The sequence below is a fragment of the Porphyrobacter sp. ULC335 genome, assembly GCF_025917005.1.
In the GTDB taxonomy this organism is placed as follows: Bacteria; Pseudomonadota; Alphaproteobacteria; order Sphingomonadales; family Sphingomonadaceae; genus Erythrobacter.
The window spans coordinates 2,387,038-2,401,230 of sequence record NZ_CP078091.1 but is presented as its reverse complement, the minus strand read 5'-3'; the positions used below and the strand labels follow the sequence as shown (position 1 = coordinate 2,401,230).

The 14,193-nt window shown below is 63.1% G+C and carries 16 protein-coding genes and 1 tRNA gene; 11 read left to right on the top strand and 6 right to left on the bottom strand.

Annotated features, from left to right (window positions below):
- Positions 1-126: 126 nt before the first annotated feature.
- Positions 127-202 (top strand) — tRNA-Lys (locus KVF90_RS11445).
- 64 nt (positions 203-266) lie between these two features.
- Here the strand turns inward: KVF90_RS11445 and KVF90_RS11440 are convergent.
- Complete coding sequence (locus tag KVF90_RS11440) at positions 267-1,118, bottom strand: class I SAM-dependent methyltransferase (protein WP_264391703.1); 852 nt, start codon at positions 1,116-1,118, stop codon at positions 267-269.
- Between the two features lie 260 nt (positions 1,119-1,378).
- Here KVF90_RS11440 and ribB point away from each other — a divergent pair, with 260 nt between their 5' ends.
- The 4 genes from ribB (at position 1,379) to KVF90_RS11420 (ending at position 4,044) form a co-directional block, all read left to right on the top strand.
- A complete protein-coding gene (gene ribB, locus KVF90_RS11435) occupies positions 1,379-2,626 on the top strand; it encodes a 3,4-dihydroxy-2-butanone-4-phosphate synthase (protein ID WP_264391702.1) in 1,248 nt (415 codons plus the stop codon).
- Positions 2,627-2,632: 6 nt separating this feature from the next.
- Positions 2,633-3,055, top strand: coding sequence for a 6,7-dimethyl-8-ribityllumazine synthase (gene ribH, locus KVF90_RS11430; protein ID WP_264391701.1), 423 nt, complete (start codon positions 2,633-2,635; stop codon positions 3,053-3,055).
- Positions 3,056-3,238: 183 nt separating this feature from the next.
- On the top strand, positions 3,239-3,382 hold the full coding sequence (locus tag KVF90_RS11425; RefSeq protein ID WP_264391700.1) for a hypothetical protein: 144 nt from the start codon (positions 3,239-3,241) through the stop codon (positions 3,380-3,382).
- Positions 3,383-3,618: 236 nt separating this feature from the next.
- Complete coding sequence (locus KVF90_RS11420) at positions 3,619-4,044, top strand: MarR family winged helix-turn-helix transcriptional regulator (RefSeq protein WP_264391699.1); 426 nt, start codon at positions 3,619-3,621, stop codon at positions 4,042-4,044.
- Here KVF90_RS11420 and eno read toward each other — a convergent pair.
- On the bottom strand, positions 4,041-5,327 hold the full coding sequence (gene eno / locus KVF90_RS11415) for a phosphopyruvate hydratase (protein ID WP_264391698.1): 1,287 nt from the start codon (positions 5,325-5,327) through the stop codon (positions 4,041-4,043). The genes KVF90_RS11420 and eno overlap by 4 nt on opposite strands.
- A 183-nt stretch (positions 5,328-5,510) precedes the next feature.
- On the opposite strand from eno, the gene KVF90_RS11410 reads away from it, so the two are divergent.
- The 6 genes from KVF90_RS11410 (at position 5,511) to KVF90_RS11385 (ending at position 8,325) form a co-directional block, all read left to right on the top strand.
- Positions 5,511-6,128 carry a hypothetical protein gene (locus KVF90_RS11410; RefSeq protein ID WP_264391697.1) on the top strand — a complete coding sequence of 206 codons (618 nt, stop codon included), beginning with the start codon at positions 5,511-5,513 and terminating at the stop codon, positions 6,126-6,128.
- Positions 6,129-6,149: 21 nt separating this feature from the next.
- Positions 6,150-6,587, top strand: a complete 438-nt coding sequence (locus KVF90_RS11405) for a phage holin family protein (protein WP_264391696.1) — start codon at positions 6,150-6,152, stop codon at positions 6,585-6,587.
- Positions 6,584-6,952, top strand: a complete 369-nt coding sequence (locus KVF90_RS11400; protein ID WP_264391695.1) for a hypothetical protein — start codon at positions 6,584-6,586, stop codon at positions 6,950-6,952. Before KVF90_RS11405 ends, KVF90_RS11400 begins: the two co-directional genes overlap by 4 nt.
- Entirely contained in the window at positions 6,949-7,521 is a 573-nt protein-coding gene (locus KVF90_RS11395; protein ID WP_264391694.1) for a hypothetical protein, read from the top strand. The genes KVF90_RS11400 and KVF90_RS11395 overlap by 4 nt, the downstream gene beginning before the upstream one ends.
- A gap of 84 nt (positions 7,522-7,605) precedes the next feature.
- The gene (locus tag KVF90_RS11390; protein WP_264391693.1) at positions 7,606-7,836 is read left to right on the top strand and encodes a DUF4170 domain-containing protein; all 231 of its coding nucleotides are present in this window, start codon (positions 7,606-7,608) and stop codon (positions 7,834-7,836) included.
- A gap of 6 nt (positions 7,837-7,842) precedes the next feature.
- On the top strand, positions 7,843-8,325 hold the full coding sequence (locus KVF90_RS11385; protein WP_264391692.1) for a GNAT family N-acetyltransferase: 483 nt from the start codon (positions 7,843-7,845) through the stop codon (positions 8,323-8,325).
- Between the two features lie 97 nt (positions 8,326-8,422).
- Here the strand turns inward: KVF90_RS11385 and KVF90_RS11380 are convergent, their stop codons facing one another.
- The 4 genes from KVF90_RS11380 to carA form a co-directional block, all read right to left on the bottom strand.
- Positions 8,423-8,710: a hypothetical protein gene (locus tag KVF90_RS11380; protein ID WP_264391691.1), complete on the bottom strand. Its 288-nt coding sequence runs from the start codon at positions 8,708-8,710 to the stop codon at positions 8,423-8,425.
- Between the two features lie 11 nt (positions 8,711-8,721).
- Entirely contained in the window at positions 8,722-9,198 is a 477-nt protein-coding gene (gene greA / locus KVF90_RS11375) for a transcription elongation factor GreA (RefSeq protein WP_264391690.1), read from the bottom strand.
- Positions 9,199-9,314: 116 nt separating this feature from the next.
- Positions 9,315-12,641: a carbamoyl-phosphate synthase large subunit gene (carB, locus tag KVF90_RS11370; RefSeq protein ID WP_264391689.1), complete on the bottom strand. Its 3,327-nt coding sequence runs from the start codon at positions 12,639-12,641 to the stop codon at positions 9,315-9,317.
- A 333-nt stretch (positions 12,642-12,974) separates the two neighbouring features.
- Complete coding sequence (gene carA, locus KVF90_RS11365; RefSeq protein WP_264391688.1) at positions 12,975-14,156, bottom strand: glutamine-hydrolyzing carbamoyl-phosphate synthase small subunit; 1,182 nt, start codon at positions 14,154-14,156, stop codon at positions 12,975-12,977.
- Positions 14,157-14,193: the final 37 nt, after the last annotated feature.

The following is a 14,193-nucleotide window of genomic DNA, read 5'->3' as shown; positions in this document are numbered from 1 at the left end:
TCAGCATTTCGCGATTAGGCCCTTGCTATCAGGGCCGGACGCGTTAAATGCAGCGCCTCACGCGAATCGGGACACGGCCTCGCCGCCCCGCATCGCGTTTCCGGCCCCTCGCGGGAACGTCGGGATGGACGCATAGCTCAGTTGGTAGAGCAGCTGACTCTTAATCAGCGGGTCCTTGGTTCGAGCCCAAGTGCGTCCACCATCCTCATCTTTTGGAATATGAAAAACGGGCGCAGCGCGATTAGGTCGCTGTGCAGGGATGCGATTTATCCCAGAGGATGTGCGGGCCGTGAGTTGCCCAGTTTCCGCAGGTAAACGCTCAGCTGCATGCCTGTGTCGGTGCGCTCCATCCACCATCGCAGAGGCCCGTGCAGGATCTTCGGGACATGATAGATGCTGCAGACCTGAAAGCTGTGATCAGCGATTTCGTATCCATTGATCTGCCCGTTCCGCTCAAACGATGCCAAGCCGAACTCGTAGAGGTGGAACGGCGCGTGCATCGGACTGATGTGGGTCACAAAACTCGTGCCGCGCAGTCTGAAATAGGCGTTGGCGATCTTCGAGATGAGGTGACCGGATGATGGCACCTCGACCTGGATGATGCCGCCGGGCTTCAACCATCCCAAGGCTTTTCGCAGCGCTAAGGATGGAGCGTAGATATGTTCGAGGACTGCTCCGAACGTGATGAAATCGAAGCTCGCTTCTGGGAATTCAGCGTCTTCGATAGCGGCAATCTGAAGGCGCACCGGATCGACCTGTTCTGCGGCCCGTTCGAAGAATGGTAGAGATGGCTCGATACCCCACGTGTCGAAACCGGCATTGGTCAAAGACCGCATCGCCTTACCGAGACCCGCCCCGATATCCAGCGCTGTCATCCCGTCCGCAAACGGTAGCAGACGTTTTGCAGCTTCTATTTCGGCTGCAAAATACGCAGGCGACCAATCGAACGCTTCCGGCGACCAGTATTCGTCCGCCGGTATGCCATAGTGATCGGACAGGGCCTGTGGGATGGGCTGTGGATCAGCATATATCAGTCCGCAATCGAGACACTGTTTAACGGAAACCGCGATACCAGTGGCCGCACGTGGACGGCTGCCCTGACTGGCGTCGAGCCTCATACCCAAAGTGCGACTTCGCTCGGACCCACACATTTCGCACGCTGCCACGGTCCTAAAGGTGTATGTTTTCTCACTCATCTACACCTCTGCCCTGGCCGCATAAATGGCCCGGGAAAGCTACTAACGCACTGAAGAACCTTTATTCCTAATCTGGTATGGTGGATGGGTTACGCATCAACACGGATAGGTCAGGCGAAATTGCACAGACTTCGATAATTCTCCCATCTTGAAATCACACGTCAATGTGATACATGAGCCAAATGAGCACATTGATCATCACACGCGTTCGCGATCTCGTCACATTAGGCACAATGACCCGCGCTGGCTTGGCCCGGGCAGCCGGGCTCCATGCCAACACCTTGCGTGATTGCACCGAGGAATCGTGGAACCCGACAGCCGAAACGCTCGCCAAGCTTGAAGCCTTCCTTGCGGTGAATGAAGATCGCCCGGTCCTCGCAACGATCGAGGAGATCATCGACGAGGCGCGCAACGGGCGAATGTATATCCTCGTCGACGATGAGGACCGCGAGAACGAGGGCGATCTCATTATCCCGGCGCAGATGGCAACGCCGCAGGCGATCAACTTCATGGCGATGTATGGTCGCGGGCTGATCTGCCTCGCACTCACCAAAGAGCGCGTCGATACGCTCGGCCTTCAGCCGATGAGCCGCAACAACAAGGAATCGATGCAGACCGCCTTCACCATCTCGATCGAAGCGAAGGAGGGCGTCACCACCGGCATCTCGGCGGCGGACCGAGCGCGCACCATTTCGGTCGCGATTGATGCCGCCAAAGGTGCGGATGACCTTGTCACCCCCGGCCACGTCTTCCCACTGACGGCACGCGACGGCGGCACGCTGGTGCGCGCCGGGCATACCGAGGCGGCGGTCGATATCTCGCGCCTTGCGGGCCTCAACCCCTCCGGCGTGATCTGCGAGATCATGAACGAGGACGGGACAATGGCCCGGCTTGACGATCTCATCAACTTTGCCCGCAAGCATGACCTGAAGATCGGCACGATCCGCGATCTGATCGCCTACCGGATGCGCAACGACCATCTGGTCGAACGGCTTGGGGAGCGCGCCTTTACCTCCGATTATGGCGGCCAATGGCGGATGATCACCTATCGTGACCGTGTGGCGGGCAACGAGGCTTATGTGCTGCAGAAGGGCCACGTCATTCCCGGCGAGCCTACCCTCGCCCGCGTTCACCCGATTTCGGTGTTTGACGATGTGCTGGGCCAGCCCGGCGCCCGCAAGCGCACCCTCCAGCGGGCGATGCAGGCGATCGGGACGCACGGTTCGGGTGTCATCGTGATCTTGACGGGCCGCGTCGGTACCGGCGAGTGGCGCCCGGACGAGGAACTGCGCAACATCGGGATTGGTTCGCAAATTCTGGTCGATCTTGGCATTTCCGAGATGGTGCTGCTGTCGAACAGCCGCCCCGATTACGTCGCACTCGAAGGCTACGGCCTGACCATCACCGACTTCCACCCCATTCCGGAGTAATTCCCCATGGCCGATATTCTGATCGTCGAGGCCCGATTTTACGCCCACCTCAACGATATGCTGGTGGCAGGCGCGCGTGCCGCGCTTGAGGCCGAAGGGCACAAGGTCGAAGTTCTGACCGTTCCCGGCGCGCTGGAAATTCCCGGTGCCATAGCTCTCGCGGCCGAAAGCGACCGCTATGATGGCTTCGTCGCCATTGGTGTCGTTATACGCGGCGAGACTTACCATTTCGAGATCGTGGCGGGTGAAAGCGCCCGCGCAATCATGGCCTTGACCATGGACGGCATCGCCATCGGCAACGGCATCCTGACAGTCGAGAACGAGGCCCAGGCACTGGTCCGGGCAGACCCCGCACAGAAGGACAAGGGCGGCGAGGCAGCCAAGGCGGCGTTGGCCCTTCTGGCCCTGCAGGATCGCTTCGGCCGTTGACCAAAGCGGCGGCGGACGTGCCGTTCTGGTGCACGCCCGCCGCTACGTAGTTTCCCTCTGTAGATTTCCATAAGCCATTAACGCGATATCCGACCATCTTATGCTGTTGCTCGCCGGTCGCACGAGTTAGCTAAAGCACATTCGAATTCGCGGGATCTAAAATTGGAAAACCACTCTCCGCCTATGCCATATGAGCCGGGCGTGCATCACGTGCTGGCATCGCTTGAGAAGCAGCTTGAAGCGCTCGACCAACGCGGGGCACATATCGCAGCTGCCCATCTGGATGCCGCGATCCAGCAGCTACGGCTTGATCTGGCGCGGAGCTAAGCCACCACTGCCCTGACGATTTATCCTGAGAAAATAGCAGTCTGCGTATTTGCCCTTAAAGCCAGCGCGCCAAAGCATGCCTATTATCAAGATCAAGGGAAACAGGCTCCGATTTGGGCCATCGCTTCCTGAAGATAGCAGGATGGGGCAAAATGACACACGTGGGCGGGCACCACGGAGAAGGCGAAAGCCTCTCTGATACGGCGTCTATCTTTAACCCGCTGGCCGACGAGTTGATGGCCATTGCCGCCCGGTTGCGGAGCGCTTCCGAGGGAGCGCCCAATGCAGAGCCGGACGAACCTTCCGCGCAAACCAAACCGCCCCGCCCCGCGCGCAATCACCTCGCCCTTGCGCGGCAGGCCTATACCCTCAGGCGCAAAAGGGCGTCGATATTCGGCAATCCCGACCTGTTCGGAGAGCCGGCGTGGGATATCCTGCTCGATCTCTTCATCGCACAGGCCGAGGGCAAACCGGTTTCGGTGTCCAGCGCCTGCATCGGGTCGGCATCGCCCGCCACCACCGGCCTGCGCTGGCTGGGCGTGCTGGCGGACGAGGGCCTTATCGTGCGCGAGAATGATGCGGGCGACAATCGCCGCGTGCTCGTCAGGCTGACGCCCGCCGGACAGGCGGCGATGGAACGCTTTTTCGACGCGATTGATTAGGCGCGCGCGCCGAAACAGGCGCGGCCTGCGTAGGCGGCGCTATCGCCCAGTTCTTCCTCGATGCGGATCAGCTGGTTGTACTTGGCAAGCCGGTCCGACCGGGCGAGCGAGCCAGTCTTGATCTGCCCGCAATTGGTCGCAACCGCCAGGTCGGCAATGGTCGCGTCCTCGGTCTCGCCCGAACGGTGGCTCATCACGCAGGTGTAGCGCGCGCGGTGCGCCATATCGACAGCAGCGAGCGTTTCGGTGAGCGTGCCGATCTGGTTGACCTTGACGAGCAGCGAATTGGCGAGACCGCGACCGATGCCGTCCTTCAGACGCGCCGGATTGGTGACGAACAAATCGTCGCCCACCAGCTGCACCGTGCCACCCAGCTGTGCGGTGAGCGCCGCCCAGCCCTCGAAATCATCCTCGCTCATGCCGTCCTCGATCGAGCGGATCGGATAGTCGGCGCACAGCTTGGCGAGGTAGTCGGACATCTCGTGCGGCGAGAGGCTCAGGCCCTCACCCGAGATCTCGTACTTGCCGCCCTTGAAGAACTCCGTCGCCGCGCAATCAAGCGCGAGCACGATGTCCTCACCCGGCGTGAAGCCCGCTTTGGTGACACTTTCCATGATGAAATCGAGCGCGGCGCGGGTGCTGGCGAGATCGGGGGCAAAGCCGCCCTCGTCCCCGACACTGGTGGCGAGGCCCTTCTGCGCGAGGCCCTTCTTCAAGGTGTGGAACACTTCCGCGCCCCAGCGCACCGCCTCGGCAAGGCTGTCCGCGCCAACCGGCATGATCATGAATTCCTGGATGTCGATCGGATTGTCGGCATGTTCGCCGCCATTGATGATGTTCATCATCGGCACCGGCAGCATGTGCGCCGAAACCCCGCCGAGGTACGAATAAAGCGGCAGCCCCCGCGCATTGGCCGCGGCCTTTGCGACTGCCAGCGAAGTGCCGAGGATCGCATTCGCGCCGATGCGCGCCTTGTTGCTGGTGCCATCAAGAGCGATCAGCGACAGGTCGATATCGCGCTGGTCCTCGGCATCGAAGTTATCGATCAGCAGCTCGCGGATCTCGGTGTTCACCGCTTCGACCGCCTTAAGGACACCCTTGCCGAGATAACGCGCCGCATCACCGTCGCGCAGTTCCACCGCCTCGTGCGCGCCGGTCGATGCACCCGAGGGTACAGCCGCGCGGCCAAAGCTGCCGTCTTCAAGCAATACGTCGACTTCAACAGTCGGATTGCCGCGGCTGTCGAGGATTTCGCGCCCGTGCAGGTCGATGATGGCGGTCATGATTGGCTCCGGCTGTAATGTGGTTTAGGGTGTTAAGACACTTGATCACTATGATAATGGAAACGGCATGATTCTGGTTTGACGATTCCAGCGTTCGCGACGCGTGACGTCCCTATGCGCGGGAATTGGCCCGCGCAAGCGCGCGACGCGGCCCGGATCAGCCGAAACACAAGGAGTACCGCAATGGCCGACACCACCCCGACCAAGAAAACCCCCGCGCAGTCCGCCAAGGGTGCCACGACCGGCACTGACGGTCCGGCAAAGGCTGCTTCGCGCAAGACTGCGGCAACTGCCAAGTCTGCCGACGCGCCTGCACCCTCTGCTCCGGTCGTTGAGGCCAAGAGCCGCTTCAATGCCGCGCTAGAGGAAGCGAAAGCCGGCGCTGCGGCGCTGCGCACCGAGGCCGAGAACCGCCTCAGCACCGTAAGCGGGCAGGCCAAGGGCAAGGGCACCGATCTGGTCGCCGAAGCCAAGAATTATGGCGAGCAGGCCAAGGGCAAGGCAGGCGAGCTCGCGGTCGAAGGCAAGAAGGTGACGACCGATGCCATTGCCTCGCTCGGCAAGGTGGTTGGCGATAGCGCCGCGCAGATCGACGAAAAGCTGGGCGAACAATATGGCGATTATGCCCGCAAGGCTTCGCGCACGTTGCAGGAAACCTCTGCCAAGCTCGAAGCCAAGAGCGTCGAGGAACTGGGCGATGACGCACGCGAAATGGTGCGCAAAAGCCCGGGCGTGGCGGTTGGCGTCGCCGCTGTGGTCGGCTTCTTCATCGCGCGGCTGCTCGGCGGGAAGCGGCGCTGATCCCGCCGAAAGGCCGAGCTTATGCATGATACCGAACCCGGCCTTGGTGGGCCGCCAGACAGCGCACCGGTTGATCCGGCGCTGACGGGCGAGCCTGACAGTACGCAGGACGAGACGAACGGCTTTGCCGGTTTGCGCGATGATGTCACCGCGCTGATCGACGATGCGCGGACCTATGCCGAGGCCGAGATCGCTTTCCAGAAGACCCGCGCCGGTCTTGCCGGAAAGCGGGGCGGCCGCGCACTGGTGCTGCTGGTGCTGGCGCTGGTGCTCCTCAACCTTGCGCTCATCGCGCTTGCTGTGGGGGCGGTGATTGCACTTGCTCCGCTTGTGACAATCTGGGGTGCGATAGCCATTGTCGTGGGCGTGCTGCTGATCGGCGTTGCGCTGCTGGTTTGGGGCGCGGCGAATGATGGCAAGGCCATCAATGCGATGTTCGGTCCGGGAGACGGCGCATGAGCCATCTGCCTGACCAGTTTATCGTGGACCGCGCCTTGCGTGATGCCGCCCGTGCGGTGTTGACCGACGATATCGAGCGGCTGCGCGCCAACCTCTCCGAAGAGGGCATTGCGAGCCGCGTATCCTCGGGCGTGACCTCGACCATCTCGGGCCGGATCCGCACCGGTGCGCGCGATGTACTCGCCCAGGCCAAGGCCCAGGCGGGCGACCACAAGGGCGTGCTCGCCGTCCTGCTCGGCGCGATCCTGCTGTGGATCGCGCGCGGGCCGATCCTCGACTGGATCGACGAGTTTGACGCTACCGAAGACGAAGACAATGACGACACCGCATCGCCCGACGCGGTGTCCGAGGGAGACCCCGAATGACCGACCAATCGCCTGCAACCGAAAAGCGTGATTCCCTGCGCGCACGGATCGAAGCTGCCGAGCGCCGCAATTCCGAACGCTCGCTGGCGGATCAGGCCCGCACCGCTGCCAATGCCGCGGTCGACTACACCCGCGCCAACCCGCTGACAGTGATCGGCGGCGCACTGGCTGCCGGTCTGGTGATCGGGCTGCTCACCCGCCCCGGACGGCGGGTTGCCGGCAAGGCGCTGCACAGCACCGCCGACGCGATTTCCGGCGCCGCTTCAAGCGCTTCATCAGGTGTGAAGAACATCACCTCGCGCGGCGGATCGCAGCTGGGCCGGATGATCGGTCAAGCCGCGGTGACCTATGCGATGACCCTGATCGATGACATGGTAGAGACCGCCCGCGCCGGACAGGAACGCGCCGGGGAGCTAGGCGAAGCTGCTGGAACACAAGCGAAAAGGCTGACCTCAAACGCATCCGACGCGGCCGGATCGGCGGCGGACAACACCCGCGCGCTGGCCCGCAAGACCCGCGATGCCGCGCTTGATGCGGTGCGCGATTTGCGGAGCAGGACCAAAGGCTGACCGGATCACCAGCCCTGAAGGCTTGCCCTCGGCGTGTCAGGCGCTAAGGGGGCGCGCATCCTTCCTCCCCAAGGGCTTACGACAATGGCAGAAACCACTCCCACCCAGCGGCTCCACCTCGTGATGGGCGGCCGCGTGATCGACCCGCGCGGTCTCGAGTTCCAGGATCCCGAGAGCATTCACGTCGTCGGCGTGTACAGCTCCTATGATGCGGCGGTCGACGCTTGGCGCGCACAGGCGCAGCGCACGGTTGACGATGCCGAGATGAAGTATGTTGTGGTCCACATCCACAAGCTGCTGACTCCCGAGGATTAATTCGCCGTGGCGGTGATCCGCCCCTACCGGCCTAGCGATGCCGAAACGATTGCGGCGCTGACGCTGGCGGCGATCCGCACCACTGCGCTGCGTGCCTATTCGCCTGCGCAGGTCGAGGCATGGTCAGGGCGCTATTCGGTGGAGCGCCTGTTGGAGGGAGCCGCGAAAGGCGACGTGATCCTCGTCGCGACCGGGGCTGATGATTGCCCCCTCGCCTACACCGTGCTTGAGGGTGGCGGGCATCTCGACATGCTGTTCTGCCACCCCGATCACACCGGCAAGGGGCTGGCCTTCGCGCTGCTCGCCGAGGTCGAGGACGCTGCGCGGGCGCAGGGCGTGACCCGCATTGTCACCGAAGCCAGCGAGCTTGCCCGCCCGGTGTTCGAGCGCGCGGGCTACACCGTCCTGCACCGCCGCGATTTCACTATCCCGTTTGATGGCGGTGAAGTGGCGATCCACAATTACGCGATGGAAAGGTTGATCGGCTGACAGCGCGAGCGATGTTTCACGGGAAACACCGGGGCAAAGTGGGTCTAAGGGGGGTCTAGAGGGGGTCTAACAGGGGTCTAGACCGCGCTGGGACCCGTCAACGCAGGGCCGCGAAGGCCCCTGCCGCTGCCACCGCCAGCATCGTCAACACCACCCGCGTCCGGCGATCCGATCGGCGCGAGGACCAGCGTTCCTCGTCCAGCCACCACTTGCCCTGCCCGTCGGTCTTGAGCACATCGGCCCCCTTCAGCCGCTCGAAAGCGTGCTGGCGGCCGGGGCGAGCGGGTGCATAGCGAATGGCATCGGCCATGCTGACCGCACCGGCATCAATGAAATGCTGCGCGATCCTGCGCTCGGCAATCGGTCTGACGGGCGGGACAGCCACGCCGCTGCGCCTCAGATGAACTCGATCTTGTCGACGTGGTAGAACTTTTCCCCAGAGGGAACAGTCACTTCGATATCGTCGCCGACCTGCTTGCCGATCAGCGCGCGGGCGAGTGGCGAGTTGTAAGAAATCCGCCCCTTGTTCGCATCCGCCTCGGTCTGGCCGACGATCTGGTAACGGATCGGCTTGTCGTTCTCGTCGAGCAGGGTGACGGTCGCGCCAAACACGATCTTGTCACCCGACAGCGTGGTCGGATCGATGATCTGGGCGCGGCTGACCATATGCTCGATCTCGCCGATCATGGCTTCGACCTGGCCCTGCCGCTCCTTGGCTGCGTGGTATTCGGCATTTTCGGAAAGATCGCCGTGGGCGCGCGCCTCCTCGATGGCTTCTACGATTTTTGGACGTTCGTCGCGCAGCACCTTGAGTTCGGCGGTGAGCCGCTCGTAGCCCTCGGCCAGCATCGGAACCTTTTCCACCGTCGCCATCGTTCTTATCTTTCTATCTGTTTTTCCCGGCACTTGCCCCGCGAAAGGAAAGAAAGACCTTGTCGCCGTCCAGTCGGCACGGCGTCAGGCACTCTCGATTTCGGGGGAGGCGTCAGTTACCCACCATAATAGTCCTGCAACGACCGGACTTCAAGCTGGTCCGGCCGGATTGCCGAAATGGCCGCCGCAGCCGCGACCGATGCGGTGGCGGTGGTGTAATAGGGAACCTTGCCCGAAAGCGCGGCCTGACGGATCGATTTGCTGTCCAGCAGCGATTGCCAGCCTTCGGTGGTGTTGAAGATCAGCGCAATATCCCCGTCGATGATCTTGTCGACGATATGCGGCTGCCCCTCGGCCACCTTGTTGACCCGCTCGACGGCAAGCCCCTGTTCGGCAAGGTAGCTTTGCGTGCCACCGGTGGCGATCACACGGAACCCGTGGTCGAGCAGCTGGCGCACCGCAGGCAGAATCACCGGCTTGTCGGTGTTCTTGACCGAGACGAACACCGTGCCCGATTGCGGAGGCACCATGCCCGCGCCCAGCTGCGATTTGAGGAAGGCGGCTTCGAAGGTGGTGTCGATCCCCATGACCTCGCCCGTCGATTTCATTTCGGGGCTCAGCACCGGATCGGCGCCGGGGAAGCGTGCGAAGGGGAACACCGCTTCTTTCACCGCGATGTAAGGCAGGTCGCGCTTGAACGGTTCGAAGGTGGACAGCTTCTCGCCCGCCATCACCCGCGCCGCGATCTTGGCGACCTGCTGGCCAATGGCCTTGGCCACGAACGGCACGGTGCGGCTGGCACGGGGATTGACTTCGATGAGGTAGACCAGACCGTCCTTCACCGCGAACTGGATGTTCATCAGGCCGACCACGCCCAGCGCATGCGCCAGCGCCTCGGCCTGCCGCTCCATCTCGGCGATGATTTCCGGCGGGAGCGAATAGGGCGGCAGCGTGCAGGCAGAATCGCCCGAATGGACGCCCGCTTCCTCGATATGCTGCATCACGCCGGCGATGCGCACTTCCTCGCCATCGCACAGCGCATCGACATCGCATTCAATCGCGTCGCGCAGATATTGGTCGATCAGCACCGGGCTATCGCCCGACACGTTCACGGCCGTGGCGATGTAATTGTCGAGCTGGGCTTCGCTGTCGACGATCTCCATCGCCCGCCCGCCGAGCACATAGGAGGGGCGCAGCAGCACCGGATAGCCGATACGTGCAGCCACCGCGGCGGCTTCATCGCGGCTGCGGGCAATGCCGTTTTCGGGCTGCTTGAGCTTCAGCTTGCTGACCAGCTTGGCAAAGCGTTCGCGGTCTTCGGCAAGGTCGATCGCATCGGGCGAGGTGCCGAGGATCGGGATGCCCGCATCCTCCAGCGCCTGCGCCAGCTTCAGCGGGGTCTGCCCGCCGAACTGGACGATGACGCCCACCAGCGTGCCATTCTGCTGTTCGACGCGCAGGATCTCCAGCACGTCCTCGTCGGTCAGCGGCTCGAAATAGAGGCGGTCTGACGTGTCGTAATCGGTCGAGACGGTTTCCGGGTTGCAGTTGATCATGATCGTCTCGTAGCCCTGTTCGGCAAGCGCGAAGCAGGCGTGGACGCAGCAATAATCGAACTCGATGCCCTGCCCGATCCGGTTCGGCCCGCCGCCGAGGATCACGATCTTCTTGCGATCGGACGGCATGGCCTCGCACTCGGGCTCACCGAAGCTCGGGGCCTCGTAGGTCGAGTACATGTAGGGCGTGATCGCCTCGAACTCGGCGGCGCAGCTGTCGATGCGCTTGAAGACCGGGAACACGCCCAGCTTGTGGCGCAGGGCGCGCACTTCCTCGGCGCTGGTCGCCCCCGCCATCGCGACAAGCGCATCGTGGAGCAGGCCCGAACGCTTGGCCTGGGTTTCGCCCATGCCGCCCGCAACGCCCACGGAACGCACAGCCAGGGTGGCGAGGCGCTTGTCGGAGAAGCCCATCGCCTTCAACCGGCGCAGGCCAGCGGCATCGCGGGGAAGGCCGTCCTTCTGGATGGCACGCTCGGCATCGATGATCTGCTCGATCTGGCGCAGGAACCACGGATCGTAGAAGGTCACGGCGGCCACCTCCTCCACGCTCATGCCCTCGCGGAAGGCTTGCCCGACCTTGAGCAGCCGGTCAGGCGTGCGGCGCGACAGGGCGGCAGTGATGATGTCGCGCGGTTGGCCTTCCAGCTCGGGCACGCGGTTGAAGCCATCAAGCCCGGTTTCGAGACCGCGCAGCGCCTTCTGCATCGATTCCTGGAAGTTGCGGCCGATAGCCATGACTTCACCGACCGATTTCATCGCGGTGGACAGATCAGTGGCTGCGCCCTTGAACTTCTCGAAGGCGAAGCGCGGGATCTTCGTCACCACGTAGTCAATCGTGGGTTCGAAGCTGGCGGGGGTCGCGCCGGTGATCTCGTTGGTGAGTTCATCCAGCGTGTACCCAACGGCCAACTTGGCCGCGACGCGGGCGATGGGGAAGCCGGTCGCCTTGGACGCCAGCGCGGAACTGCGCGACACGCGCGGGTTCATCTCGATGACAATCAAACGGCCATCGGCGGGGTTCACCGCGAACTGGACGTTGGAGCCGCCCGTCTCCACCCCGATTTCGCGCAGGCAAGCGATGCTCGCGTTGCGCATGATCTGGTATTCCTTGTCGGTCAGCGTCAGCGCCGGAGCGACAGTGATCGAGTCCCCGGTGTGGACGCCCATCGGATCGACGTTTTCGATGGCGCAGATGATGATCGCGTTGTCCTTGCGGTCGCGCACCACCTCCATCTCGAACTCTTTCCACCCGAGGAGCGATTCCTCGATCAGGACTTCGGTAGTCGGCGAGGCATCAAGGCCTTCGCGCACGATCTGGTCGAACTCCGCCTTGTTATAGGCAATCCCGCCGCCCGTCCCGCCGAGCGTGAAGCTGGGGCGGATGATCGAGGGCAGCCCGGTGCGCTCAAGGATCACCCGTGCTTCTTCGAGCGTGTTGGCGACGCCAGAACGCGCGCTTTCCAGCCCGATGCTGGTCATCGCATCACGGAACCGCTGGCGGTTCTCGGCCTTGTCGATGGCGTCGGCCTTGGCCCCGATCATCTCGACCCCGTATTCGGCCAGCACACCCATCTCGTCGAGCTTCAGCGCGCAGTTGAGCGCGGTCTGCCCGCCCATCGTCGGCAGCAGCGCATCGGGCCGTTCCTTGGCGATGATCTTGGCGACGATATCGGGCGTGATCGGCTCGATATAGGTGGCGTCGGCGAACTCCGGATCGGTCATGATCGTCGCGGGGTTGGAGTTGACGAGGATGACGCGGTAGCCCTCCTCCTTCAACGCCTTGATCGCCTGCGTGCCGGAGTAATCGAACTCGCACGCCTGCCCGATGATGATAGGGCCAGCGCCTATGACGAGGATCGAGGAAATGTCTGTTCTTTTGGGCATCAGTAGCCGAACCTGTTTCTTGAGCGATCACTACGCAGAATTCTAATTGCGACACGACGAAGAGGGGCCTTCGCGGGCCAGCGGAGTATGTGCTCGGCAAGCCTAGAAGCACGATCTACACTCACCTCTTGAGGAAGCGTCAGCTTGACCTTGCGTGGACCGTGTTCCTCTATCCGCAAGCCGTAGAGCTTGATCGTGTGGATCAAGCCAGACTTCACGAGAAAGCGCCGTCCGTAAGTTGACGACACGATCATGCGTTTTTCGAGCTTACGGAAGGGCATCCGCAAATGCGTGAGAGTTCCGCGAGGACCGAATTGCCAGCGTGCCATAGCCTTACCCCAGCCCCCCGACAAACTTCTCGAACAGGTAGAAGCTATCCTGCGGCCCCGGACTTGCCTCCGGGTGATACTGCACCGCAAACGCCCGCTTGCCCTTGATCGCAATCCCGCAATTCGTCCCGTCGAAGAGGCTCACATGGGTCTGCTCGACATTCTCCGGCAGCGTGGCGACATCGACCGCGAAGCCGTGGTTCATCGAGGTGATCTCGACGAGGCCGGTGGTCTCGCCCCAGCCCTCGCCCACGCGCTGGACAGGGTGGTTCGCGCCGCGGTGGCCCTGGTGCATCTTGATCGTCTTCGCGCCCGCGGCGAGCGCGAGCATCTGGTGGCCCAGACAGATGCCGAACAGCGGCACATCCGCATCCAGCAGCGCCTTGATCACCGGCACGGCATACTCGCCCGTTGCCGCCGGATCGCCCGGGCCGTTGCTCAGGAACACGCCGTCGGGCGCCAACGCCATCACTTCGTCAAACGAAGTCTTGGCAGGCACCACCGTCACCCGCGCCCCGGCCTTCACCAGATTGCGGAAGATGTTGTCCTTCGACCCGTAGTCGATCGCCACAACGTGCGGCTTGGCATCGAAGGCCGCGCGGCCATAGCCCTTGCCGAGCGTCCAGTAGCCGCCCTCCCAGCCCTCGTGCTTGTCGCGGGTGACGCGGATGGCGAGGTCCATGCCCTCCAGCCCCGGCCACTCCTGCGCGCGCTTGATCAGCGCGGGGATATCGAACTTGCCGTCGGGCGCATGGGCGATCACCGCATTGGGCGCGCCGCTCTGGCGGATGCGGCGGGTGAGCGCGCGGGTGTCTACACCGGCGAGGCCGATCTTGCCGTTGCGCACCATCCAGTCGGCGAACTTTTCGACGCTGCGGAAATTCGAAGGCTCGGTCACATCCTCGCGCACCACGCAGCCGACCGCGCCTTCGACCTTGCTCTCCACGTCCTCGCCGTTTGCGCCGACATTGCCGATGTGCGGGAAGGTGAAGGTGACAATTTGCGCGGCGTAGGAGGGATCGGTCATCACCTCCTGATAGCCGGTCATGGCGGTGTTGAAGCAGACTTCGCCCACGCTCGCGCCCGTCGCGCCAAAGCCGCGACCCCAAACGGTGGTGCCGTCAGCCAGCACAAGGACTCCGGTCGCGCCCGAAGGTTGCGCGCGGGTGGATGCGGGGTCGGCCATGGGGCGCTCCGTTGCGTATAAAGCCAGCGATGTTGCT